This window comes from Streptomyces blattellae (genome assembly GCF_009709555.1).
Lineage (GTDB): Bacteria > Actinomycetota > Actinomycetes > Streptomycetales > Streptomycetaceae > Streptomyces > Streptomyces blattellae.
Genome location: NZ_WJBG01000192.1, coordinates 1 through 23,880, shown reverse-complemented (window position 1 = coordinate 23,880; position 23,880 = coordinate 1). Strand labels below are relative to the sequence as shown.

At 69.3% G+C, this 23,880-nt stretch carries 23 protein-coding genes and 1 pseudogene; 13 read left to right on the top strand and 11 right to left on the bottom strand.

The window, feature by feature from the left end:
* Positions 1-27: 27 nt before the first annotated feature.
* On the bottom strand, positions 28-1,029 hold the full coding sequence (locus GFH49_RS25540) for a hypothetical protein (protein ID WP_155058438.1): 1,002 nt from the start codon (positions 1,027-1,029) through the stop codon (positions 28-30).
* 137 nt (positions 1,030-1,166) lie between these two features.
* On the opposite strand from GFH49_RS25540, the gene GFH49_RS25535 reads away from it, so the two are divergent.
* The 11 genes from GFH49_RS25535 to GFH49_RS25485 all read left to right on the top strand — a co-directional run bounded on the left by GFH49_RS25535 (position 1,167) and on the right by GFH49_RS25485 (position 16,699).
* On the top strand, positions 1,167-3,791 hold the full coding sequence (locus GFH49_RS25535) for a valine--tRNA ligase (protein WP_155058437.1): 2,625 nt from the start codon (positions 1,167-1,169) through the stop codon (positions 3,789-3,791).
* Between the two features lie 170 nt (positions 3,792-3,961).
* A complete protein-coding gene (gene folC, locus GFH49_RS25530) occupies positions 3,962-5,455 on the top strand; it encodes a bifunctional tetrahydrofolate synthase/dihydrofolate synthase (RefSeq protein WP_155058436.1) in 1,494 nt (497 codons plus the stop codon).
* Positions 5,456-5,463: 8 nt separating this feature from the next.
* A complete protein-coding gene (locus GFH49_RS25525) occupies positions 5,464-5,817 on the top strand; it encodes a DUF4233 domain-containing protein (protein ID WP_155058435.1) in 354 nt (117 codons plus the stop codon).
* A 69-nt stretch (positions 5,818-5,886) separates the two neighbouring features.
* Positions 5,887-6,300, top strand: a complete 414-nt coding sequence (gene ndk, locus GFH49_RS25520; RefSeq protein ID WP_155058434.1) for a nucleoside-diphosphate kinase — start codon at positions 5,887-5,889, stop codon at positions 6,298-6,300.
* A 318-nt stretch (positions 6,301-6,618) separates the two neighbouring features.
* The gene (locus tag GFH49_RS25515) at positions 6,619-7,638 is read left to right on the top strand and encodes a rod shape-determining protein (protein WP_004931372.1); all 1,020 of its coding nucleotides are present in this window, start codon (positions 6,619-6,621) and stop codon (positions 7,636-7,638) included.
* A gap of 135 nt (positions 7,639-7,773) precedes the next feature.
* Positions 7,774-8,721 carry a rod shape-determining protein MreC gene (gene mreC / locus GFH49_RS25510; protein ID WP_155058433.1) on the top strand — a complete coding sequence of 316 codons (948 nt, stop codon included), beginning with the start codon at positions 7,774-7,776 and terminating at the stop codon, positions 8,719-8,721.
* Between the two features lie 14 nt (positions 8,722-8,735).
* Positions 8,736-9,407 carry a rod shape-determining protein MreD gene (gene mreD, locus GFH49_RS25505; RefSeq protein ID WP_155058432.1) on the top strand — a complete coding sequence of 224 codons (672 nt, stop codon included), beginning with the start codon at positions 8,736-8,738 and terminating at the stop codon, positions 9,405-9,407.
* An 83-nt stretch (positions 9,408-9,490) separates the two neighbouring features.
* Positions 9,491-11,764: a penicillin-binding protein 2 gene (gene mrdA, locus GFH49_RS25500; RefSeq protein WP_155058431.1), complete on the top strand. Its 2,274-nt coding sequence runs from the start codon at positions 9,491-9,493 to the stop codon at positions 11,762-11,764.
* Positions 11,761-12,957, top strand: a complete 1,197-nt coding sequence (gene rodA, locus GFH49_RS25495) for a rod shape-determining protein RodA (RefSeq protein WP_155058430.1) — start codon at positions 11,761-11,763, stop codon at positions 12,955-12,957. Before mrdA ends, rodA begins: the two co-directional genes overlap by 4 nt.
* A 90-nt stretch (positions 12,958-13,047) precedes the next feature.
* A complete protein-coding gene (locus GFH49_RS25490; RefSeq protein ID WP_155058429.1) occupies positions 13,048-14,577 on the top strand; it encodes a CYTH and CHAD domain-containing protein in 1,530 nt (509 codons plus the stop codon).
* A 172-nt stretch (positions 14,578-14,749) separates the two neighbouring features.
* Positions 14,750-16,699, top strand: coding sequence for a TIGR03960 family B12-binding radical SAM protein (locus GFH49_RS25485; RefSeq protein WP_155058428.1), 1,950 nt, complete (start codon positions 14,750-14,752; stop codon positions 16,697-16,699).
* Here GFH49_RS25485 and GFH49_RS25480 read toward each other — a convergent pair.
* The 10 genes from GFH49_RS25480 to GFH49_RS25435 are packed head-to-tail and all read right to left on the bottom strand — an operon-like array spanning position 16,693 to position 22,054.
* Positions 16,693-17,118 carry a gas vesicle protein K gene (locus GFH49_RS25480; protein ID WP_155058427.1) on the bottom strand — a complete coding sequence of 142 codons (426 nt, stop codon included), beginning with the start codon at positions 17,116-17,118 and terminating at the stop codon, positions 16,693-16,695. The genes GFH49_RS25485 and GFH49_RS25480 overlap by 7 nt on opposite strands.
* Positions 17,102-17,341 carry a gas vesicle protein gene (locus GFH49_RS25475; protein ID WP_155058426.1) on the bottom strand — a complete coding sequence of 80 codons (240 nt, stop codon included), beginning with the start codon at positions 17,339-17,341 and terminating at the stop codon, positions 17,102-17,104. Before GFH49_RS25475 ends, GFH49_RS25480 begins: the two co-directional genes overlap by 17 nt.
* Positions 17,338-18,195 (bottom strand): GvpL/GvpF family gas vesicle protein, encoded by an 858-nt coding sequence (locus GFH49_RS25470; protein WP_155058425.1) that lies wholly within the window; start codon positions 18,193-18,195, stop codon positions 17,338-17,340. The genes GFH49_RS25475 and GFH49_RS25470 overlap by 4 nt, the downstream gene beginning before the upstream one ends.
* A gap of 5 nt (positions 18,196-18,200) precedes the next feature.
* Complete coding sequence (locus GFH49_RS25465; protein ID WP_155058424.1) at positions 18,201-18,671, bottom strand: gas vesicle protein; 471 nt, start codon at positions 18,669-18,671, stop codon at positions 18,201-18,203.
* Positions 18,668-19,663: an SRPBCC family protein gene (locus tag GFH49_RS25460; protein WP_155058423.1), complete on the bottom strand. Its 996-nt coding sequence runs from the start codon at positions 19,661-19,663 to the stop codon at positions 18,668-18,670. The genes GFH49_RS25465 and GFH49_RS25460 overlap by 4 nt, the downstream gene beginning before the upstream one ends.
* Complete coding sequence (locus GFH49_RS25455) at positions 19,656-20,189, bottom strand: mucin-associated surface protein (protein ID WP_155058422.1); 534 nt, start codon at positions 20,187-20,189, stop codon at positions 19,656-19,658. Before GFH49_RS25455 ends, GFH49_RS25460 begins: the two co-directional genes overlap by 8 nt.
* 43 nt (positions 20,190-20,232) lie before the next feature.
* Entirely contained in the window at positions 20,233-20,496 is a 264-nt protein-coding gene (locus GFH49_RS25450; RefSeq protein ID WP_155058421.1) for a gas vesicle protein GvpG, read from the bottom strand.
* 44 nt (positions 20,497-20,540) lie between these two features.
* Positions 20,541-21,254, bottom strand: a complete 714-nt coding sequence (locus tag GFH49_RS25445) for a GvpL/GvpF family gas vesicle protein (RefSeq protein ID WP_155058420.1) — start codon at positions 21,252-21,254, stop codon at positions 20,541-20,543.
* A 3-nt stretch (positions 21,255-21,257) separates the two neighbouring features.
* On the bottom strand, positions 21,258-21,731 hold the full coding sequence (locus tag GFH49_RS25440; RefSeq protein ID WP_408055953.1) for a gas vesicle structural protein GvpA: 474 nt from the start codon (positions 21,729-21,731) through the stop codon (positions 21,258-21,260).
* Between the two features lie 29 nt (positions 21,732-21,760).
* On the bottom strand, positions 21,761-22,054 hold the full coding sequence (locus tag GFH49_RS25435; RefSeq protein WP_155058418.1) for a gas vesicle protein GvpO: 294 nt from the start codon (positions 22,052-22,054) through the stop codon (positions 21,761-21,763).
* Between the two features lie 256 nt (positions 22,055-22,310).
* Here GFH49_RS25435 and GFH49_RS25430 point away from each other — a divergent pair, with 256 nt between their 5' ends.
* Both GFH49_RS25430 and GFH49_RS25425 read left to right on the top strand, forming a co-directional pair.
* Positions 22,311-23,078: a TIGR03936 family radical SAM-associated protein gene (locus GFH49_RS25430; RefSeq protein ID WP_155058417.1), complete on the top strand. Its 768-nt coding sequence runs from the start codon at positions 22,311-22,313 to the stop codon at positions 23,076-23,078.
* Positions 23,079-23,373: 295 nt separating this feature from the next.
* Positions 23,374-23,880 (top strand): annotated as a pseudogene (locus GFH49_RS25425) (Rne/Rng family ribonuclease); the annotation flags it as partial.

Genomic DNA, 23,880 nt, shown 5'->3' with positions numbered 1-23,880 from the left:
GGCGCTCGTCGACGGGCGCTCGCGGCGTCAGGCCTTCACGCGGATCTCGTCGCGGAGCTTGGCGGTGATGTCGGCGGCGACGTCCTTCGCCATGTCCTTGGTGGTGTCACCGGGGGAGACCATGGCCATGGTGCTGTAGTCCGCCCAGGCGCAGAACCAGTCGGTCTTCTGCTTCTGCGTGGCCGGGTCGGTGCCCTTGGCCGCCTGGCACTTCATCACCGCACCGTCGATGTCGACCTCTTCGGGCTCGCCGACCATCTCGGTCTCCGGGGCGGCGGTGCTGTCCGAGGACGAGGAGCCCTCCTGGGCCTCCTCCTTGATCAGTGCGAAGAACTCGTCCAGGGACGCCTCGGGATCGGCGATCTCACCGTAGGCGCCGATGTAGGTGATGCCCTTGGCCGTCGCGAGCTCACTGGGGTCGGGCGCGGTGGAGGGGTCGCTGGGGTCGTAGTCGCTCAGGTCCGCCGTCGAGTAGATCCCGGACACCGCGGTGCCGTTCTCGACGCCGCTCTTCGCCAGGTCCTCCGCCGTGTCCGTGCCGGAGCCCTCGGAGTCCTGGGTGAACAGCTTGTACTCGCTGAGCACCGTCTCCGGCGCCGTCAGCTTGTGCGCGCCGTCGTCCTCGATGCCGCCCGCGCCTCTGCTCCCGCCGATCGCGAAGTACGCGGCGACACCGATCGCCGCCACGACGGCCACGGAGCCGATGACGATGCCGATCCGCTTGCCGCCGCCACTGTTCGGAGCGGGCGGCTGGGGCATGCCGTAGGGGGCTTGGCCGTACGGAGCCTGGCCGTACGGAGCCTGGCCGTACGGGGGCTGTTGGCCGTAGGGAGGCTGTCCGCCGTAGGGCGGCTGCTGGCCGTAGGGAGGGGGCTGAGGGGTCTGGGGCGGGACTCCCTGAGGAGGCTGCTGGGGGTAGCCATAGCCGGGCTGGGGGGCCTGCGGCTGCTGGCCGTACGGACCTGGCTGGCCGTACGGTCCGGGCTGCTGGGGCTGCCCGTCGTACGGGCCCGGCTGGTTGTAGCTCATCTCTGGGTTCCCCTCCAGAATGCTTATGTGTTCCTGACATCCTGGCCGAGGCACAGGGAACTCATGGCGTCGGGGTGCGCAGTGTTACAGAACAAACGCGTTTCGGGACACGCCCGCGACACCCCTAAACTGAGCGGGTGACCGAGAACGCTCAGCAGCAGCCACCAGCGCCCGACACCGAACTGCCGACCCAGTACGCGCCGGCCGATGTAGAGGGGCCGCTGTACGAGCGCTGGGTAGATCGGGGTTACTTCGAGGCGGACGAGAAGAGCGACAAGCCGCCGTACACGATCGTCATCCCACCGCCGAACGTCACGGGCTCGCTGCACCTCGGGCATGCCTTCGAGCACACCCTCATCGACGCTCTCACCCGTCGCAAGCGCATGCAGGGTTACGAGACCCTGTGGCAGCCCGGTATGGACCACGCGGGCATCGCGACGCAGAACGTCGTCGAGCGCGAGCTGGGCAAGGAGGGCAAGTCCCGGCACGACCTCGGCCGTGAGGCTTTCGTCGAGCGGGTCTGGCAGTGGAAGGCCGAGTCCGGCGGGCAGATCAGCGGACAGATGCGGCGGCTCGGTGACGGTGTCGCCTGGTCGCGTGAGCGCTTCACCATGGACGAGGGCCTGTCCCAGGCCGTTCAGACCATCTTCAAGCGGCTCTACGACGACGAGTTGATCTACCGGGCCGAGCGCATCATCAACTGGTGCCCCCGGTGCCTGACCGCCATCTCCGACATCGAGGTCGAATACCAGGACGACGACGGCGAGTTGGTCTCCATGAAGTACGGGGAGGGGGACGACACGATCGTCGTCGCCACCACCCGCGCCGAGACCATGCTCGGCGACACGGCCGTCGCCGTTCACCCCGAGGACGAGCGGTACAAGCACCTGGTCGGCAAGCTCATCAAGCTACCGCTGACCGACCGTTCCATCCCGGTCGTCGCCGACGAGCATGTCGACCCCGAGTTCGGCACGGGCGCCGTCAAGGTCACCCCGGCCCACGACCCGAACGACTTCGAGATCGGCCAGCGGCACGACCTGCCCGCGGTCACGATCATGGACGAGCACGCCGTCATCACCGCCCACGGCCCCTTCCAGGGCTTGGACCGCCTGGAGGCACGCTCCGCCATCGTCGCCGCGCTGCGCGCCGAGGGCCGGATCGTCGCCGAGAAGCGGCCGTACGTCCACTCCGTCGGCCACTGCTCGCGCTGCAAGACCACGATCGAGCCGCGCCTGTCCATGCAGTGGTGGGTCAAGGTCGGCCCGCTCGCCAAGGCCGCCGGTGACGCGGTCCGCGACGGCCGCGTCAAGATCCACCCGCAGGAGATGGAGAAGCGGTACTTCGACTGGGTCGACAACCTCCACGACTGGTGTATTTCACGGCAGTTGTGGTGGGGCCACCGGATCCCGGTCTGGTACGGACCGAACGGTGAAGTCGTCTGCGTCGGCCCGGACGACGAGACCCCGACCGGCGAGGGCTGGCACCAGGACAGCGACGTCCTCGACACCTGGTTCTCCTCCGGCCTGTGGCCCTTCTCCACCCTCGGCTGGCCCGAACAGACCGAGTCGCTCGCGAAGTTCTACCCGAACTCCGTCCTCGTCACCGGTTACGACATCCTCTTCTTCTGGGTCGCCCGGATGATGATGTTCGGCCTGTACGCGATGGACGGCACCCCGCCGTTCCACACCATCGCCCTGCACGGAATGGTCCGCGACCAGTTCGGCAAGAAGATGTCGAAGTCCTTCGGCAACGCGGTCAACCCGCTGGACTGGATGGACGAGTACGGCAGCGACGCCCTCCGCTTCACGCTCGTCCGCGGTGCCAACCCCGGGATCGACGTCCCGATCGGCGAGGACTGGGTCCAGGCCTCCCGCAACTTCGCCAACAAGATCTGGAACGCGACGCGCTTCGCGCTGATGAACGGCGCGACGGTCGAGGGCCCGCTGCCGGACCCGTCGCAGATGTCGGCGCCGGACCGCTGGATCCTCTCCCGGCTGGGCGAGACCGTCGCGGAGGTCGACGGGTACTACGAGGACTTCCAGTTCGCCAAGTTGTCGGACGCCCTTTTCCACTTCGCGTGGGACGAGGTCTTCGACTGGTACGTGGAGCTGTCCAAGACGACGTTCGCGGCGGGCGGCGTGGCCGCGGAGGTCTCGAAGCGCGTCCTGGGTGAGGTCCTGGACGTCACACTGAGGCTGCTGCACCCGGTCGTTCCGTTCGTGACGGAGGCGCTGTGGACGAGGCTGACCGGCGGTGAGTCGGTGGTCGTCGCCGACTGGCCGGGCGACAGCGGCTTCAGGGACCCGGCGGCCGAGCGGGAGATCAGGGCGCTTCAGGAGGTCGTGGTCGAGGTCCGCCGCTTCCGTCACGAGCAGGGCGTCCAGACCGGCCAGCGGGTGCCGGCCCGTCTGAACCTGGCCGGCACCCCGCTCGGCCCGCACGAGCCGGCCATCCGCCAGCTGCTGCGCTTCCAGCCCGAGGGCGAGGGCTTCTCGGCGACGGCGACGCTGCCGGTCGCGGGGGCGGAGGTCGCGCTCGATCTCTCCGGCGCGATCGATGTGGCGGCGGAGCGGAAGCGGCTCGCGAAGGATCTGGCGGCGGCCGAGAAGGAGAAGGCCCAGGCGAACGCCAAGCTCGTCAATGAGGCGTTCCTGGTGAAGGCGCCGGATCATGTCGTGGAGAAGATCCGGGTGAGGCTTGCCAAGGCGGACGAGGACATCGCGCGGATCAAGACGCAGCTGGATCGTCTGCCGCCCGCGTAAGGGCTTCTACGTCGCTGTAGGCCTCCGGTGCTGTTGGGGACCGGGGGCCTACAGCACCTCAGGGGCGCGGGGAACTGCGCGACCAGCCACAAACAGCCCGCACCCGCCCGATGACACAAGGCACCCCACTCCGTAGGCATGCTGTCAGTCCCCGTCCGTAGACTGACCCCGTGAGTGACAGCGACCCCCTCGACTCCTTCGACGAGATCATCGCCACCGAGACCGACCGCGACCCCGACCTCGCGGTGATCGAGGCAGGCAGCCGCACCCTGCGCACCCAGGGCGGACAGCCGCAGGCCGGCGTGCCCACGCGCCCCCAGGACCCCGAGGTCGACAAGGCCCTCCGGGAGGTCGAGGCGGAGCTGGCGACCCGTTGGGGCGAGACCAAGCTGGAGCCCTCGGTCACCAGGATCGCCGCACTCATGGACGTCCTGGGCGAGCCGCAGCGCTCGTACCCCTCGATCCACATCACCGGCACCAACGGCAAGACCTCCACCGCCCGCATGGTCGAGGCCCTGCTCGGCGCCTTCGAGCTGCGCACCGGCCGGTACACGAGCCCGCATGTGCAGTCGATCACCGAGCGGATCAGCCTGGACGGTGCGCCGGTCGCCGCCGAGCGGTTCATCGAGACGTACCGGGACATCAAGCCGTACGTCGAGATGGTCGACGCCCAGCAGGAGTTCCGGCTGTCGTTCTTCGAGGTGCTGACGGGCATGGCGTACGCCGCCTTCGCGGACGCGCCCGTGGATGTGGCCGTGGTGGAGGTGGGGATGGGGGGCTCCTGGGACGCCACCAACGTGATCGACGGGGACGTCGCCGTCGTCACCCCCATCGACCTCGATCACACCGACCGGCTCGGTGAGACGCCCGCCGCGATCGCCGGTGAGAAGTCCGGGATCATCAAGCAGGACGCGACGGTCATCCTGGCGCAGCAGCCCGTCGAGGCGGCCCAGGTGATGCTGAAGAAGGCCGTCGAGGTCGACGCCACGGTGGCCCGCGAGGGGCTTGAGTTCGGGGTGGTCTCGCGGCAGGTCGCCGTCGGCGGGCAGCTGGTCACCCTGCGCGGGCTGGGCGGTGAGTACCCCGAGGTGTATCTGCCGCTGCACGGCCCCTACCAGGCGCACAACGCGGCCGTGGCGCTCGCCGCCGTCGAGGCGTTCTTCGGCGTGGGTGCCCGGCGTCCCGACCCGCTCGACATCGACCACGTCCGCAAGGCGTTCGCCTCCGTCGCCTCTCCGGGGCGGGTCGAGGTGGTACGCCGTTCCCCGACCGTCGTCCTGGACGCCGCCCACAACCCGGCGGGCGCCCGCGCCACCGCGGAGGCGATCGGGGAGGCATTCGACTTCAGCAGGCTGATCGGCGTGGTCGGGGCCAGCGGGGACAAGAACGTACGGGGGCTGCTTGAGGCCTTCGAGCCGATCTTCGCCGAGGTCGTCGTCACGCAGAACTCCAGCCATCGCGCCATGGACGCCGACGAACTGGCCGCGATCGCCGTCGAGGTCTTCGGGGAGGAGCGCGTGCAGGTCGAGCCGCGGCTGCCGGACGCTTTGGAGGCCGCGATCACGCTGGCCGAGGAGGAGGGCGAGTTCGCGGGCGGCGGTGTGCTCGTCACCGGTTCCGTCATCACCGTCGGCGAGGCCCGGCTGCTGCTGGGGAAGGGCTGAATCCAGGCATGCGTACGCTCTGTTCCTCGACGTTGATCGGCGAGCTGTTCATCATCGGCTTCGCCGGTCTGGTCGCGATGAAGGACGACGACCTGTCCATGTCCACGGTGTGGACGGTCAGCGGCATCGCGATGTTCCTGTGCCTGGTGCTGTGCGGCCTGGTGACCCGGCCCGGCGGCGTCGCCCTCGGCTGGGCCCTGCAGATCGCCCTCGTCGCCTCCGGTCTCATCGTGCCGTCCATGTTCTTCCTGGGTGCGATCTTCGCGGCCCTGTGGTGGGCGTCGGTGCACTACGGACAGAAGATCGACGAGGCGAAGGCCAGATTCGCGGCCGGCCAGGCGGATCAGCCTGACGCTGCGTAACCAGCACCCAGTCAGGCCCTGTAGCCTCATCACCACCCCGCACCACCTTTGATTCAAAGGAGCTCGCTCGTGACCCAGCGCACCCTCGTCCTCCTCAAGCCCGACGCCGTACGTCGTGGCCTGACCGGCGAGATCATCAGCCGTATCGAGCGCAAGGCGGGCTGGCGGATCACCGCGCTGGAGCTGCGCACCCTGGACGAGGAGACCCTGGAGCAGCACTACGGCGAGCACAAGGGCAAGCCCTTCTACGAGCCGCTGGTGGAGTTCATGGCCTCCGGCCCGGTCGTGGCCTTGATCGTCGAGGGTGAGCGGGTCATCGAGGGGCTGCGTGCCCTGGCCGGTCCCACCGACCCGATCGCCGCCGCGCCCGGTTCGATCCGCGGTGACTACGGCGTGATCGTCCGGGAGAACCTGATCCACGCCTCCGACTCCGAGGAGTCCGCCGAGCGTGAGGTGAAGATCTTCTTTCCGGGCCGCGCCTGACCGTAGGCCCGCGCGTCACCGAGCCTTCATTTGATGGGCCGTCAGGTCCCTCGTGTCACCCTGTTTGACCTGGGACGGCCGGTTATTTTCGGCCGTCCTCCGGCATATGCGTGCCGATCGGGGGAACGAGAGCCCCCGATGGACCGTCTGAGGCAGCGAGGCGGCTCATCATCTGCTGACAATGGCGAAGACCCTCGCGCAGTGTTCGGGAAGGCACGTCTACGATGGAAGCCTTCACGTCACAGCACCCACTTCGCCAACCTGAAAAGCCCTCAAAAGCTCTGTGGGAAGGCCAGACGAATCCTGATGGGGAACTCAATGTCGTTCATCGGCCGTGACATGGCTGTCGACCTCGGGACCGCCAACACGCTGGTGTACGTCAGGGGTCGCGGGATCGTACTCAACGAGCCGTCCGTGGTCGCGATCAACACCAATACCGGTGGCATTCTCGCGGTCGGTGCCGAAGCGAAGAAGATGATCGGGCGCACGCCCGGCAACATCGTTGCCGTACGTCCGCTGAAGGACGGCGTGATCGCCGACTTCGAGATCACCGAGCGGATGCTCCGCTACTTCATCCTGAAGATCCACAAGCGGCGGTATCTGGCTCGTCCGCGGGTCGTCGTCTGCGTGCCCTCCGGCATCACGGGCGTCGAGCGCCGTGCCGTCATCGAGGCGTCGTCCCAGGCCGGCGCCCGCCAGGTGCACATCATCGAGGAGCCCATGGCCGCGGCGATCGGCTCCGGCCTGCCGGTCCACGAGGCCACGGGCAACATGGTGGTGGACATCGGCGGCGGCACCACGGAGGTCGCGGTCATCTCCCTCGGCGGCATCGTCACCGCCCAGTCCATCCGCGTCGCCGGTGACGAACTGGACAACGCGATCATCCAGCACATCAAGAAGGAGTACTCGCTTCTGCTGGGTGAGCGGACGGCCGAGCAGATCAAGATCACGATCGGTTCCGCGTACGACCTCGACGCCGACGAACACACGGAAATCCGCGGCCGGGACCTCGTCTCCGGGCTGCCCAAGACCGTCGTCATCTCGGCCGCCGAAGTGCGCAAGGCGATCGAGGAGCCGGTCAACGCCATCGTCGACGCCGTGAAGACGACCCTCGACAAATGCCCGCCGGAGCTGTCCGGCGACATCATGGACCGCGGAATCGTTCTGACCGGCGGGGGTGCGCTGCTGCGCGGCCTCGACGAGCGGCTGCGCCGGGAGACCGGGATGCCGATCCATATCGCCGAGGATCCGCTGGACAGCGTGGCGCTCGGTTCCGGCAAGTGTGTCGAGGAGTTCGAGGCGTTGCAGCAGGTGCTCGACGCCCAGCCCCGCCGATGACGTAACTCTTCGATTCCGCCGTACGAGACGATCTCTTCTTGTACGGCGGATCGTTGATATAGAGACATAAGCTCACCCATAAACGCTGCTGTTCAACACCTGCACATTCCTAGAGGGAAGGCACGGCCGCCGCACGTGAGGGACACGAAAGAGAGCCGGCTGCTCCTGGTGCTGCTGATCGCCATCGCGTTCGCACTGATCACGGTGGACATCCGCGGCGGGGAGGATTCACCGGTCGACGGCGCCCGCCAGGCGGCGGCTACCGTGTTCGGCCCGATCGAGGACGGCGTGGCGGGCGCGGTCGATCCGGTCGGCAACGCGATCTCCGCGGTCCGTGACTCCGGCGACCGGCACGACCGGCTCGCCGAGCTGGAGAGGGAGAACGCGGCCCTCAAGGCGGAACTCGGCAGCGACGACCGCAACCGCAGCCGACTGGCCCAGCTCAACCAGCTGCTGAACGTCGCGGGCGAGGGCCAGTACGGCATCAAGGGCGCCGAGGTCATCGCCATAGGAGCGGCCCAGGGCTTCTCCTGGACCATCACCATCAACGCCGGCGCCAGCGACGGCATCAAGCGCGACATGACCGTCCTCAACGGCGACGGCCTGGTCGGGCGGGTGACGACCGTCGGCCCCAACACCGCGACCGTCCTGCTCGCCAACGACCCCGACTTCACCGTCGGCACCCGGATGGAGGCCAGCGACGAGCTGGGCTTCGCCTCCGGGCAGGGCGACCGTCCGCTGCGCGTCGAACTGCTCAACGGCAAGGCCGAGGTGAAGGAGGGCGACCGGCTGGTCACCTTCGGCTCGCAGGCCGACAGGCCGTTCGTGCCCGGCGTGCCGGTCGGCGTGGTCTCCCGCGTCGACCCCTCCGGCGGCGACCTGACCCGCACGCTGTCCGTCACGCCGTATGTCAGCTTCACCAAGCTCGACATCGTCGGCGTCGTCGTCGAGGCCCCGAAGCAGGATCCGCGCGACACGGTGCTGCCGGACAAGCCGGAGCCCACCCCCACGCCTACCGTGACGGTGACGGTCACGCCGTCCGCCGAAGCGCCCCTCGACGGCCAGTCAGAGCAAGAGCAGTAGGAGCTGAGTCCCTTATGCGCGTCAACCGGATCCTGCTCTCCTCCTCGCTGGTCGTCGTCGCCCTGGTGCTCCAGGTGAGCGTCCTGGCCCGCCTCCAACTCCCGGGCGCCGTCCCCGACCTGCTGCTGCTCACCGTCCTGGGCCTGGCCCTGGTGTACGGCCATGTCGGCGGCGCCCTCGTCGGCTTCGGCGCCGGTCTCCTCGCCGACCTCGCCCCGCCCGCCGACCACGCCGCCGGCCGCTACGCCCTGGTGCTGTGTGTCATCGGCTATCTCGCCGGGCTCGTCAAACCGGAGAACGGCCGGCTGAAGTCGGCCACCGGACCCATGGTCGTGGTCGTCGCCGCCGCGATCGGCTCCACCCTGCTGTACGCCGGAGTCGGCGCCCTCGTCGGCGACACCGCCGCCCGCCATGTCGGCCTCGGTAACCTGCTGTTCACGGCCGCCCTGTACGACCTGCTGCTCGCCCCGTTCGTCGTCCCCGGGATCATGGCGCTGGCCCGGCGCGCGGAGAACGACCCGCTCGCCGAGACCAACTCGGCCGCCAAGTCCGCCGACATCTCCGGCGGCTGGCTCTCCTCCGGCACCGGTCTGCGGATCGGCGGCCAGCGAGGCGGCCTCAAGGTGCGGGCGGCCCGGGCGCGGACCGCCCGTGCCGGACGCATCAAGGGGGTCAAGCGGCTGTGATCCGACGCGAGTTGGCGCCGACGCACACAGGTCCGTCGTATATGAACACCTCGTACACGCACTGAGAGGGGGAGGCAGCAGCAGTGACCAATATCCCGGAGACCGGACGGACGCCACGTGTGCAGATCCGGCTCGTCGTCATCCAGATCCTCGTCCTCTCCCTGCTCGGCACCCTCGGCGGACGCCTGTGGTACCTGCAGATCCGCGAGGGCGACGCCTACGCCAGGGAGGCGTCCGGCAACCATGTCCAGCAGGTCGTCGAGCCCGCCGTACGCGGCTCGATCCTGGACGCGCGCGGCGTCCCGATCGCGGACAACGAGACCCGGCTCGTGGTGTCCGCCTCGCGCACCGAGCTGCTGAAGATGGCGGACGACGGCGAGGCCGTCCTCACCAAGCTCGCGGGCGTGCTGGGCATGAAGCCCAAGGAGGTCATGGACAAGGTCCGGCTGTGCGACGCCCAGACGCCGCAGCCCTGCTGGAACGGCTCGCCGTACCAGCCGATCCCCGTCACCGACGAGGCCACGCCCCGCCAGGCGCTGCAGATCCGCGAGCGTGCCGAGGACTTCCCCGGCATCACCGCCGAGCCGCAGGCCGTACGCCGGTACACCAGCCCCGGCGGCGCCAACACCGCGCAGGTCCTCGGCTATCTCTCCCCGGTCACCGACGAGGAGATCACCAAGGCGCAGGACACCGACTCGCCCTATCTCCGCTCCGACCAGGTCGGCCGCTCGGGCCTGGAGCGCGAGTACGACAAGCAGCTGCGCGGCAAGGCCGGCGTCACCCGCTACGAGGTCGACAACCTCGGCCGGGTCATCGGCGAGGCCGAGGCCGACCCGGCCCAGCCCGGCGACAACCTCGTGACCAGCATAGACGCCCGCGTGCAGCGGGTCGCCGAGTACGAGCTGAACGAGGCGATGAAGGCCGCCCGCAAGCAGTACGACGACAACACCGGCGAGAACTACAAGGCGGACTCCGGTTCCGTCGTCGTGATGGAGGCCAAGACCGGCCGCGTCGTCGCCATGGCGTCCAACCCGACGTACGACCCGAACGCCTGGGTCGGCGGTATCTCCGCCGGCGACTACGCCCAGCTCACCGGCAAGGACTCCAACTACCCGCTGCTGAACAGGGCGATACAGGGTCAGTCCGCGCCCGGCTCGATCTTCAAGGTGGTCTCCACGGCCGCCGCGGTCGAGGCGGGTTACCCGTTCAACGGCAACTACGACTGCTCCAGTTCCTACTCGGTCGGCGGCCAGGTCTTCCAGAACTTCGAGTCGCAGAGCTACGGCCCGATCGACCTGGGCCGGGCCCTGGAGGTCTCCTGCGACACCGTCTTCTACCGGCTCGCGCACAGCGAGTGGCAGAAGGACGGCGGCATCAACCCCGAGAAGGGCGAGCCGAACGACTACTTCTACCAGGCCGCCCACGACTTCGGCCTCGGCGCCGAGACCGGCATCGACCTGCCCAACGAGGTCACCGGCCGGGTCCCCGACCGCGAGTGGAAGCAGTCGTACTGGGAGGCCAACAAGGACGCCTGGTGCAAGACGGGGAAGAAGGACGGCAGTTACGTCGAGAAGATCGCGTACGAGAACTGCCTGGAGGGCAACAAGATGCGCGCCGGTGACGAGATCAACTACTCCATCGGCCAGGGCGACACCCTCGTGACCCCCATCCAGATGGCCACCGTCTACGGGGCCATCGCCAACGGCGGCACCCTGTACGACCCGACCGTCGGCAAGGCGATCGTCAGCGCCGACGGCAAGAACGTCTCCGAGATCGAGCCCACCTCGCACGGCAAGCTGCCGGTCAGCAAGAAGACCCTCGCCGAGATGGACGAGGCCCTGGCCGGCGTCGCCACCCGCGGTACCGCCGCCTGGCGGTTCGCACAGGACGGCTGGCCGCAGGAGGAGATCCCGATGCACGCCAAGACCGGTACCGCCGAGGTCTACGGCAAGCAGACGACCTCGTGGTTCGCGACGTACACCGAGGACTACACGGTCGTCATGAACATCTCGCAGGGTGGTACGGGTTCCGGCGCCTCGGGCCCGGCCGTGCGCAACATCTACGACGCGCTGTACGGCGTCTCCGACGACGGCGAGATCAACCCGGAGAACGCCCTGCTGCCCACGCCGCAGAAGAGCCTGCCGAAGATCAAGACGGACGGCTCCATCACCGCGCCCAAGGTCAAGGGGGACCCGGCCAAGGAGCAGCGGGCCAGCCAGCAGGGGGAGGCCGAGTCGGAGCCGACCCAGCAGCCGGCGGCGGTGCAGACGCCGGCGGCGGTGCAGACGCCGGCGACGGGCAACCGTGACACCCGCAGGGCCCGCAGGGGGAGCAGCCGTCGCAGGAGGCGTACATGACCGGCAACAGCTTCTCCGTCTCCGGGTACGGGCCCCAGCGGGCGGGCTGGACCCGGCTGTTCGCCCGTGACTCCCTCGCGCGGCGGCTCGACTGGCCGATACTGCTGTCCGCCATCGCGCTGTCCCTGATCGGCTCGGCCCTCGTCTACTCGGCGACCCGCAACCGCACCGAGCTCAACGAGGGCGACCCGTACTACTTCCTGATCCGGCATCTGCTCAACACCGGCATCGGCTTCGGCCTGATGATCGGCACGGTCTGGCTCGGCCACCGCACCCTGCGCACGGCCGTGCCGATCCTGTACGGCCTCTCGGTGTTCCTGGTGCTGCTGGTGCTCACCCCGCTCGGCGCGACCATCAACGGCGCGCATGCCTGGATCATCATCGGCGGCGGCTTCTCACTCCAGCCCTCGGAGTTCGTGAAGGTCACGATCATCCTGGGCATGGCGATGCTGCTGGCGGCACGGGTGGACGCGGGCGACAAGCAGTACCCGGACCATCGCACGGTCCTGCAGGCGCTCGGCCTGGCCACGGTGCCGATACTGGTCGTGCTGCTCATGCCCGACCTCGGCTCGGTCATGGTCATGGTGATCATCGTGCTGGGCGTGCTGCTCGCCTCCGGCGCCTCCAACCGCTGGATCTTCGGGCTGATCGGTGTCGGCGTCGCGGGCGCGATCGCGGTCTGGCAGCTGGGCGTACTCGACGAGTACCAGATCAACCGCTTCGCCGCCTTCGCCAACCCGGAGCTGGACCCGGCGGGTGTCGGCTACAACACCAACCAGGCCCGTATCGCGATCGGTTCGGGCGGACTGACGGGCTCGGGCCTGTTCCACGGCTCGCAGACCACCGGCCAGTTCGTGCCGGAGCAGCAGACCGACTTCGTGTTCACGGTGGCGGGGGAGGAGCTGGGCTTCGTCGGCGGCGGCCTGATCATCCTGCTGCTGGGCGTGGTGCTGTGGCGGGCCTGCCGGATCGCCCGTGAGACGACCGAGCTGTACGGCACGGTCGTCGCCGCCGGGATCATCGCCTGGTTCGCCTTCCAGTCCTTCGAGAACATCGGGATGACGCTCGGGATCATGCCGGTGGCGGGGCTGCCGCTGCCGTTTGTGTCGTACGGCGGTTCGTCCATGTTCGCGGTGTGGGTGGCGGTGGGACTGTTGCAGTCGATTCGGGTGCAACGGCCCATGTCCGCGTGAGTCGTCAACCTTCCGGAATCCTGACGTTCATTCGTGATTCACCTCCTGTGGGCCCTGTCCTGTCATCTCGACTGGCACTAGATTCATTGCATGGCGGACACGAAGCGCGAGATCGAGCGTAAGTACGAGTCCGACGAGAGCGGTCTGCCCGACCTCACCGGCGTCGCCGGCGTCGCCGCCGTCATCGACAAGGGCCTCGCCGAACTCGATGCCACCTACTACGACACGGCCGACACGCGCCTCGCGGCGGCCTCGATCACCCTGCGCCGCAGGACCGGCGGCTCGGACGCCGGCTGGCATCTGAAGTTCCCGGTCGGCCCCGGCGTCCGTGACGAGATCCAGGCCCCCCTCTCCGGCACCCTGCCGCGCGCCTTGGCCGGGCTCGTCCGCTCCCGCGTCCGGGAGACCGAGCTGATCCCCGTCGTCCGGCTGTGCTCCGCGCGGGACGTACGCCACCTCGTGGACGCCGACGGCAGGCTGCTCGCCGAGGTCAGCGTCGACGCCGTGCGCGCCGAGCGGCTCACCGAGGGCGGCGGCAGCGCCCAGTGGACCGAGATCGAGGTGGAACTCGCCGACGGCGGCGACCCGGCGTTCCTCGACAAGGTGGAGAAACGACTCCGCAAGGCGGGCGTACGGCCCTCCGCGTCGGCCTCCAAGCTGGCGCGGGCCATGCGGGAGACGGCGCCCAGGAAGAAGCGGCGCGAGGAGAAGCGGCGCGAGGAGAAGCGGGCCTCCACCCCCGAGACCGCCGGCGACCATGTGCTGGCCTATCTGCGGGCCCAGCGGGACGCGATCGTCGAGCTGGACCCGGCCGTCCGGCGGGACGTGTACGACTCCGTGCACCGCATGCGCGTCGCCACCCGCCGGATGCGCGGCGCCTTCAGGACGTACGGCAGGGTCCTCGACCGCACCGTCACCGACCCGGTCGGCGACGAGCTGAAGTGGCTCGCGGGCGAGCTGGGCGTCGACCGCGACCAGGAGGTGCTGACCGAGCGCCTGACCGCCGCGCTGGACGAACTGCCGAGGACGCTCACGTCCGGGCCCGTCCGCACCCGCCTGCGCACGTGGTCGCACGCCCGGCGCGGCGGCTCCCGGCGGCGGCTGATCGCCGTACTGGACGGGAAGCGGTATCTCGCGCTGCTGGACACCCTGGATGCGCTGATCGCCGACCCGCCCCTGCTGGAAGCCGCCGGGGGCAAGCCGGAGAAGGTGATCGGGAAGGCCGTACGCAAGGACTTCTCGAAGGTGTCCGCACTGGTCGAGGAGGCCCTCGGTCTGCCGTCGGGCCATGACCGCGACGTCCCGCTGCACGAGGCGCGGAAGAAGGCGAAGCGGACCCGCTACTCGGCCGAGTCCGCGGTCTTGGCCCTCGGCGATCCGGCGTCCGCCCTGCTGAAGTCGATGAAGTCCCTGCAGAACCTGCTCGGCGACCACCAGGACAGCGTGATGACCCGGGAGGCGCTGCGGGAACTGGCGCGGCAGGCGCACGCGGCGGGGGAGAGCGCCTTCACCTACGGCCTGCTGTACGGACGCGAGGAGCAGCGGGCCGCGGCGGACGAGGCGGAGCTGCCGGGGCTGTGGGAGGCAGTAACCGAACGCGCGGCGGGTCGTTTGATCTGATGCACGGTTTCCCCGCCGACGCGGGGGTGATCCCGGCCTGAAGGCGGCGACCGGTTTCGAAGAGGTAGGTTGCTCCCCGCCGACGCGGGGGTTGAGAACACCGTGCGAGGGGTGGCCCGAAGCGCGTTACTCTTGTGGGTCACCCCTGTCAGCTCATGAAGGTAATCCCGCGATGTCTGTCGAGTCGGTCTTCCCGCAGCTCGAAGCCTTGCTCCCGCATGTGCAGAAGCCGATCCAGTACGTGGGCGGCGAGCTCAATTCCACGGTCAAAGCCTGGGACAGCTGTGACGTCCGTTGGGCGCTCATGTACCCGGACGCCTATGAGGTCGGACTGCCCAACCAGGGCGTCATGATCCTCTACGAGGTACTGAACGAACAGGACGCCGTCCTCGCCGAGCGCACCTACAGCGTGTGGCCGGACCTGGAGGCGCTGATGCGGGAGCACGGCGTGCCGCAGTTCACGGTGGACAGCCACCGCCCTGTGCGCGCTTTCGACGTGTTCGGCCTGAGCTTCTCCACCGAGCTCGGCTACACCAACATGCTCACGGCGCTGGACCTCGCGGGCATCCCGCTGGAGTCCAAGGGCCGGACGATCGACGACCCGATTGTGCTGGCCGGCGGCCACGCGGCGTTCAACCCGGAGCCGATCGCCGACTTCATCGACGCGGCCGTGATCGGCGACGGCGAGCAGGCCGTCCTCGACATGACGAAGATCATCCGCGAGTGGAAGGCGGAGGGCCGCCCCGGCGGCCGCGAGGAGGTCCTCTTCCGCCTCGCGAAGACCGGCGCGGTCTACATCCCGGCCTTCTACGACGTCGAGTATCTTCCCGACGGCCGTATCGCGCGCGTGGTGCCCAACAAGTCGGGTGTCCCGTGGCGCGTGTCGAAGCACACCGTCATGGACCTCGACGAGTGGCCGTACCCCAAGCAGCCGCTGGTCCCGCTCGCGGAGACCGTCCACGAGCGCATGTCCGTCGAGATCTTCCGCGGCTGCACCCGCGGCTGCCGCTTCTGCCAGGCCGGCATGATCACCCGCCCGGTGCGCGAACGCTCGATCACCGGCATCGGCGAGATGGTGGACCGCGGGCTCAAAGCCACGGGCTTCGAGGAGGTAGGCCTTTTGTCCCTCTCCTCGGCGGACCACAGCGAGATCGGCGACATCGCCAAGGGCCTCGCCGACCGCTACGAGGAAGACAAGATCGGCCTCTCCCTCCCCTCCACCCGCGTGGACGCCTTCAACGTCGACCTGGCGAACGAGCTCACGCGCAACGGCCGCAGGTCCGGTCTGACCTTCGCGCCCGAAGGCGGCTCGGAGCGCATGCGCAAGGTCATCAACAAGATGGTCTCGGAAGAGGACCTGATCCGGACGGTCGCCACCGCCTACGGCAACGGCTGGCGCCAGGTGAAGCTGTACTTCATGTGCGGCCTGCCGACGGAGACGGACGACGACGTCCTGCAGATCGCCGACATGGCGATGAACGTGATCGCCAAGGGCCGCGAGGTGTCGAAGTCGAACGACATCCGCTGCACGGTCTCGATCGGCGGCTTCGTCCCCAAGCCCCACACCCCCTTCCAGTGGGCGCCGCAGCTGAGCGCCGAGGAGACGGACGCCCGTCTCGAAAAGCTCCGCGACAAGATCCGCGGCGACAAGAAGTACGGCCGCTCCATCGGCTTCCGCTACCACGACGGCAAGCCGGGCATCGTGGAGGGCCTGCTGTCCCGGGGCGACCGTCGCCTGGGTGCCGTCATCCGCGCGGTCTACGAAGACGGCGGCCGCTTCGACGGCTGGCGCGAACACTTCTCCTACGACCGCTGGATGCAGTCCGCCGCCAAGGCGCTGGCCCCCTTCGGCGTCGACGTCGACTGGTACACGACGCGCGAGCGCACCTACGAGGAGGTCCTGCCCTGGGACCACCTGGATTCGGGGTTGGACAAGGACTGGCTCTGGGAGGACTGGCAGGACGCCCTCGACGAGACGGAGGTCGAGGACTGCCGGTGGACGCCCTGCTTTGACTGTGGGGTGTGCCCGCAAATGGACACTTCCATCCAAATCGGTCCTACGGGTAAGAAGTTGCTGCCGCTGGCGGTCAAGAACGCCGGGGTCGGTGGGCACGCTCACTGAGGTTCAGGGGGCAGGAGGGGGCCGAGGGGGCCCAGGTCCAGGTTGAGGTCCTCCATGGTGAGGTCGTAGCGGCGGCAGAGTTCGGTCATGCGGTCGTGGAGGATCATCAGGGTCAGGCCCAGCCGCTCCTCCTGTGCTTCGGTGAGGCCGCCCTGGTCGACACGGTGCAGGGCCTGGCGTTCCATCAGCTGGCGCAGCAGCTCGACGATGGTCAGGACGAGCTTGACGAGGTCGCGCTCCACCGTTTCCGGGTCCGTGCGGAGGCGGTGCGCGACGGTGTCGCGGTCTTCGTGGTCCTGGGCGCCGAGCGGCGGGGGCAGTTCGTCCGGGCGGGCCGGGAGGAGGGCGAAGGCCCGGGTGGCCGCGTCGGCCACTTCCCTCATGCGGTCCGCCTCCGGGCGGTCAGCCGGGCTGGTCATGCCGATCGGTGCCTTCGACGAGCGCCGCCGCGGGCAGGGCCGCCCACTGCTGTTCCTGTACGGAGACGATCACGGCGCGCAGCGAGATCCTTACCAGGTCGATGTCCGCGATCGACAGCACGATGTCGCCGGTGATCACGACGCCGCCGGTGAGCAGCCGGTCGAGCAGGTCGATCAGTGCGATCTGGCGCTCGGCGAGCGGCGGGTCCTGGTACGCGGTCACCGCTGCCGCACCTCCTCCGGTGCCGGGGCCTCGGATTCCGGTCTCGCCGTGAACGAGTACGGGACCCACGGGCCGGTGACCTCCACCCGTACGCCCGGGAGTCCGTCGGCGGCGTGGAGGGCGCGTTCGCGGAATGCGTCGGCGTGACGGCTGGGGACGAGGTAGGCGTCGTTGGCGATGTTCTCCCCGGTTCCGCCGGCCAGGCGGCCCTGTTGGGGGCGGTGCCGGGCACGTTCCACGGCGAGGTCCCGGGTCTGTTCCTCGATACGCCGGACGGCCTCGACGGCGGACGACCGGGCGTCCTCGCGCGCGTGGCGCTGCTGCCCGCGTTGCCGCAGGTAGGCGCGGCCGGGGGCGAGTTCGTCCGTCGTGGTGGGTGAGCTGGCGGGCGACGGGGACGACTCGGCGTACACCTTCACTCCCCACTCCACATGGCCGGCGAGCCGGTCCAGCAGTGTGGTGAAGTTCTGCTCTCCCTCGCGGAGCATGTCGCGCACGCGGTCGTCGTCGAGGTAGACCGTCGCCAGGCGCAGCGGGAGCACCGTGGTGTGCGTGCCGAGGGTCTCAACGACGAGGTGGTGGGCCCGGGCGACGGTCTCCAGCCAGTCCAGGTCCTCCAGATGAGCTTTGAGGGCGGCCTCGGAGAAGTCCGTACGGGGGACCGAGCTGACCGCCGCGGCGACGGAACCGTGGTGCACCAGCCGGACGGCCGCGTCCGCGACGCCGTGAACGCCGGTGAGCGCGTCAGCCGCCGCCGCGGCGACGGAGGCGTCCGCCGGCGGTGAAGCGACGGGCCGCAGCACGGCGTAGGCGTAGCTGAGCCGGGCGTCCACGGCTTCCGCTGCGGGGGGCATGGACATCAGCTCCGTCGGTCGTCGTCCTTCTCGGCCTTCCGGCTTCTGCGCCGTGGCTGCGAGCTGCTCTCCCGCTCCCGCTCCGGCTCGCGGGAGCGGCGGCTGTCGCTCGACCGTCCGGCGGGCAGCTCCGCCTCCGACTTCTCCGCCTGCTTGCGCAGTTGCTCGATCTCGGCGCGCAGGCGCGCGTTCTGCTCCTCCAGGTCGCGCGTGCCGTCGGCGCGGGACGACAGGGCCGGGTCGCGCTCCCACCAGTCGATGCCGATCTCCTTGGCCTTGTCCACGGAGGCGACGAGCAGACGGAGCCTGATGGTGAGCAACTCGATGTCGAGCAGGTCGATCTTGATGTCGCCGACGATGACGATGCCCTTGTCGAGCACGCGCTCAAGTATGTCCGCGAGGTTCGCGCCCGATCCCTGGTTGTACGGCTGGAGCGTCCGTGCCGGCGAGGTACCGGCTGACTGGGGCTCGGTCACGGCGTACTCGACCTCGTCTCCTGAGAGAGGTCCTCGCCTTCGTCTTCGTCTGTGTTTTCGTCCTCCTCCTCCTCCTCGTCCTCGTCCTCTTCGTCCTCTTCGTCCTCGTACTCCTCGTCGGGCCGCTCTTCTTCGTCTTCCTCATCCGGGCCCCGGACCACCTCGCCCTCGCGGATCTCGCCGCGCCAGTCGCCCGTGGCCTCGCCGCGCAGCATGACGAACTTGCGGTAGAGCTTCAGATCGAGGCGGGTACGCCGACCCTGGGCCCGCACCAGGCTGCCGGCCTTCTCGATGACTCCCTTGGGGTAGTAGTCGAGGACGAGCAGCACCTTGGTGAGGTTGTCGGCCAGCGGGTGGAAGGTGACCACGCCCTTGGTGGTCCCCTTGGCGCCTTCGGAGGTCCAGGCGATGCGCTCGTCGGGCACCTGCTCCGTGATCGTCCCCTTCCACGCGCGGTTCGCCTTGGCGATCTTGACCTGCCACTGGGTGGTGGTGTCGTCCTCCTGTTCGACGTCGACCACGCCCTTGGTGAAGCGGCTGAACTCCGTGAACTGGGTCCACTGGTCGTACGCCTCGCGCACCGGAACGCCGACGTCGATGTCCTCGATGATGGAGATGCTCTTGGGTCCGCCGTCGGGTGACGGCGCCCCGTGCTTCTTCCCGGCGACGTCCTTCACCTTGTCCACGAGTGTGTCCTTGGCGTGCGTGGCGGTCTCCTTGGCGGTGTCCTTGGCGTGGGACACGGCCTCCCGGCCGAGGTGGCCGCCGAGACTCCGGCCGCCCTTGCCGACGGCGCGCGCGAGGTCACGGGGACCTGCGTGGGCGGAGCCGAGCCGGGCCGCCGCGTCGCCCATCTTGTGGCCCGCGCCGGTCAGCATGCGTTCGATGCGCGCCTCGGCGTAGGTCCCCAGCTCCTCCACCAGCCTGTTCGCGCCCGGGTTCGTCAGGCCACCGGCCGTCGTGCCGCGTCCGGCCGCCTTGGTGTCAGCCATCGTCCGACCTCCTCGTGCGGCGGCCCGGCCCGGAGGTCTTCCGGCGGGTTTCCCCGGTGGGCTCGGCCCTGGACGCGGAACGGCGTGATGGCTTCCTGGCGTCCTCGCGGGCCTCTTCCTCGTGGCCGGCTTCGTCGTCGCCGCCTTCGTCAACGTCGTATGCGTCTTCTTCTTCGTCCTTGTCGTGGGCCGCCTCGTCGCGGTCGTCGCGGCCCTCGTCCTCGGGTGGTTCCTCCTTGCCCGTCTTCTCCTGTAGATCGAGGGTGCGTTGGTGCAGGGCGTCGGCCAGATGGTCCGCCTGGGCGCTCAGTACGGAGCCCGCTGCCGCCTTGCCCGCTCCGGCCAGCTCGGTGCGGACCCGCCGGTTGAGGTTGCCGAACACGGGCGAGAAGGATCCGGCGAGGTCACTGGCCTTGGCCCGCCTGGCGGCCATCGCCAGGGCGAGTCCCAGGGCGACCTTGGCCTTCTTCTTGCGGCCCAGCACATAGCCGCCGATGAGGGCGGTTCCGATCGTGGGGCTGTTCATGATGTCGTTCTCCTCGCGCTGTGACCGCCTTCAGCCGTGACGGTCATGGCCCACCCGTCCCGAATCGCTGGAGCTGGTACGCCCTGATCTCCTCCAGCCGCTGCCACAGTTCCTGCTCGCGCCGTGCGAAGTCGTCCTCGTCGATACGGCCTTGTTCGCGCGCCCGCTCCAGTTCGGTCAACTCCGCCTGGACGGGGGTGGGGTCGTAGGCCTCCTGCTCGGCGGCCTGGACCACCTTGTCGAGCACCCAGCCCACGCCCCGCACGGGGGCGAGAGGGAGGGCCAGGATCTCTACGACCAGTCCCATGGGGGCCTCCTTGTGTCGTCGGGGCCTGTGCTCGCAGGCCGCCGTCAGGCGAAGCTGTACGGGGGCAGCGGACCGCGAAGCCGGACTTCCGCAGCGTCGGCAAGCTCTTCGTCCAACTCCCTGGCGGCCTCGGCGAACTCCTTGGCGCGCTCGCCGTCCACGAGGAACGAGACGTTCAGGAAGTACTGCTGTGAGGGCGCCGACAGGTTCTCCGCGTACGTGAGCGGCCGGAGCGCGGTGACGACCTGCTCGGCGAGTGCCTCCTCGCGTCGCTGGACCTCCTGCGCCACGAGCTGGCCGAGTTCCAGCTGCTCCTCGTAGGTTCCGCGGCCCTCGCGGGTCGCCTCGTTCAACTCCCGTATCCGCGCGGACCCCTCGATGATGTCCCGCAGGACCGCGTCCTCGTCCTGTACGCCCTTGACGTTGAACTCCACGCGGTCGGTGAGTTCCGTCAGCCGCTGGGCGTACTGCTCGGCGCCCTGCACCAGGACGGCGCGCACGGCGTCCTCGTCCGCAGCGACGAACCCGAAGCTCAGGGGCAGTGAGACACCCTGGGCCCACAGCCGCTCCTGCACTGTGTGGTGCGCTTCGACGTCCCGGCGGGTGACCGAGATCTCCTCCGGCGCCTCACCGACGACGGCGCGCAGCGAGTCGCCGTGCACCACCCGCAGTTCCGAGGGCGGCTCGCCGATGCCCTTGAGGTCGTCGAGCCGAAGGGGGTGCGAATCCTCGGTGATGGCGTACACGTACAGCGACATCGCTCACTCCTCGCGTTGCCGGGAGGAACGCCGTCGTGAGCCGCGTTCCGGCTCCTTCTCGCGCTGTTCCTCCTTACCGCGCCGGGATCGCTCACCACTTTCGATCTCGTCGCGGTCGCCGCCCTTTTGCAGGGACTCGGTGAAGGCTTCGACGGCGCCGCTCAGAGCCCCTTTGCTCTTGCCCTTGGCCCCGCCCTCGGTGACGCGCTCCATGACGTCCGGCAGCTGGGCCGGAGCCTTGCGGCCCGATTCGAGGTCCAGCCGGTTGCATGCCTCGGCGAAGCGCAGATAGGTGTCCACGCTGGCCACGACGACACGGGCGTCGACCTTGGCCAGTTCGATGCCCACGAGGGACACACGGACGAACGCGTCGATCACCAGACCGCGGTCCAGCACCAATTCCAGTACGTCGTAGAGGTTTCCGGAGCCCTGCGTGGCGGCGGCGTCCGGGCCACCGCCCTGCGTCACAGTCACGATGTCGTCCCTTCAAGAGAGAAATGGCCTTGTCAGCGGTTCTCCCGGTCGACCTGGGAGCGGGTGTAGCGCCGCCCGCGTTCGTATGCCAGCAGGTGCCCCCCGGGGTCCAGGACGACCTCGTAGCTGGCCATCACGCTCGTGGTCTCGGGAATGCGTTCGACCTCCACGACCTCGACCTCGGCCTCCCAGCCCTCATCCGTCGGCTTCAGCGAGGACACGGACTCGGGGACCCGGCCCAGCAGCTCGGTGAGCTGCTCGGTCGCCTGCCGCATCGCCTCGGCGGCCGACACCCGCGCGGGGCGGTCATTGCCGTTCGTGATCATTCACCTTCTTGGGCATATCATCACAAGCCTCACATCTCGCCCGTATTCCCAGAAATGCTGTATTTATCTATGCGGCCGACATGTTTTCGAGGTCGATCCGGAGGCCAGGTGGGCATGGGGTGCGGGACGCGAGGCCGTACGACGGGAACCCGCGGGCGCCGCGGCACGTACTCTTGGTAGCAGTACGACCGCTCTCACGAAGGACTGAACGACACTGGGCAAGCGACAGCCCGAAGGCCCGCCGCCCGCACCCGCGGTGCAGCGCATCCGACTGCGCTACACCAAGCGCGGCCGCCTCCGGTTCACCAGCCACCGTGACTTCCAGCGCGCCTTCGAGCGTGCGCTGCGCCGTGCCGAGGTGCCGATGGCGTACTCGGCGGGGTTCACGCCACACCCGAAGGTGTCGTACGCCAATGCCGCACCCACCGGCACGGGCAGTGAGGCGGAGTATCTGGAGATCGCGCTCACCGACGCGCGCGACCCGGAGAAGCTGAGGGTTCTGCTCGACGAGTCGATGCCCGCCGGGCTCGACATCATCGAGGCGGTCGAGTCCCGGACCTCGGGGCTCGCCGACCGGCTCACGGCGTCCGTGTGGGAGCTGCGGCTCGACGGAGTGGACCCGGCCGACGCCGAGCGCGCGGCCTCGGCCTTCACCGCCGCCGAGTCCGTCGAGGTCCAGCGGATGACCAAGAACGGCGTACGGACCTTCGACGCCCGCCCCGCGGTCGTCAGCCTTGAAACGCACAGTTCGGCGGCTGATAGGCCGACCGACCAGCCCTGTGCGATACTGCGGCTGGTTGTTCGGCACGTGACGCCTGCCGTACGACCCGACGACGTCCTGTCCGGTCTCCGCGCCGTGGCCGACCTGGCGCCGCCGGTCCCCGCAGCGGTGACCAGGCTGGCGCAGGGGCTGTTCGATGAAGAGACCGGCACGGTGACCGACCCGCTCGCGCCCGACCGCGAGGCAGACACGGCCCCCCAATCGGCCGAACCATCGTCTGCCGCCGCGAAGGCGCCGGCGTAAGGAAGGTTCCGCGTAGGACGGACGTCGTAGCGCCGCCCTCGTACTCGGGAGCCACCTGGGTCGGGCAGCGCACCGACCAGAAGACTTTCGCCAGGCCGTACGCAAATCGGCGTACGGAACCGGCGAGACAGGACACAGAGAGCTCCCGAGCGGCGCCCGCGCCCCGGACGGCGGCACCGCGCATCGCGCGAGCCGCGGACGTCACCGGCATCCACGCCGGACCAGGTGCGGCGCCCGGGAGCCTGACGGGAGAAACGCCCGCATGCTTGAGCCGACCGAATCGAATGAGTCCGTCATGGACTCCGAACCGAACACCCCCAGCGACACCCTGCCGCCGCGTCGTCGGCGCCGTGCCGCTTCCCGCCCGGCGGGACCGCCCTCCGGTACGTCCGAGGTCGCGGCGGAGACCGTCGCGCCGGCCATACCGGCCGTCGCTGACTCCGCCGACCTTGCCGAGGAGGCAGTCGGGGCCGCTGTGACCGAGGACATCGAAACGGCTGCGGCGGCCGGAGATGCCGTTACAGCTGAGGAGGCTGCTGAGGCCGCTGAGGTCGAGACGGCTGAAGAGGCTGAGAAGCCGGTTGAGGCTGTGGAGACGGCCGCGCCCGCTGCGCGCACCCGCCGCCGTGCCGTCCGCCGTGCGTCGGCCCCTGCCGGGGCTCCGGCGGTGGCTGAGGCCGCCGAGACCGTCGTACCGGCCACCGAAGTGGTCGTGCCTGCCGCTGAGGCGGTCGAGCCTGCTGCCGAGGTCGCTGAAGCCGTGGAGGAGGCTGCTCCGCCTCGTGCGCGTCGGCGTGCCACT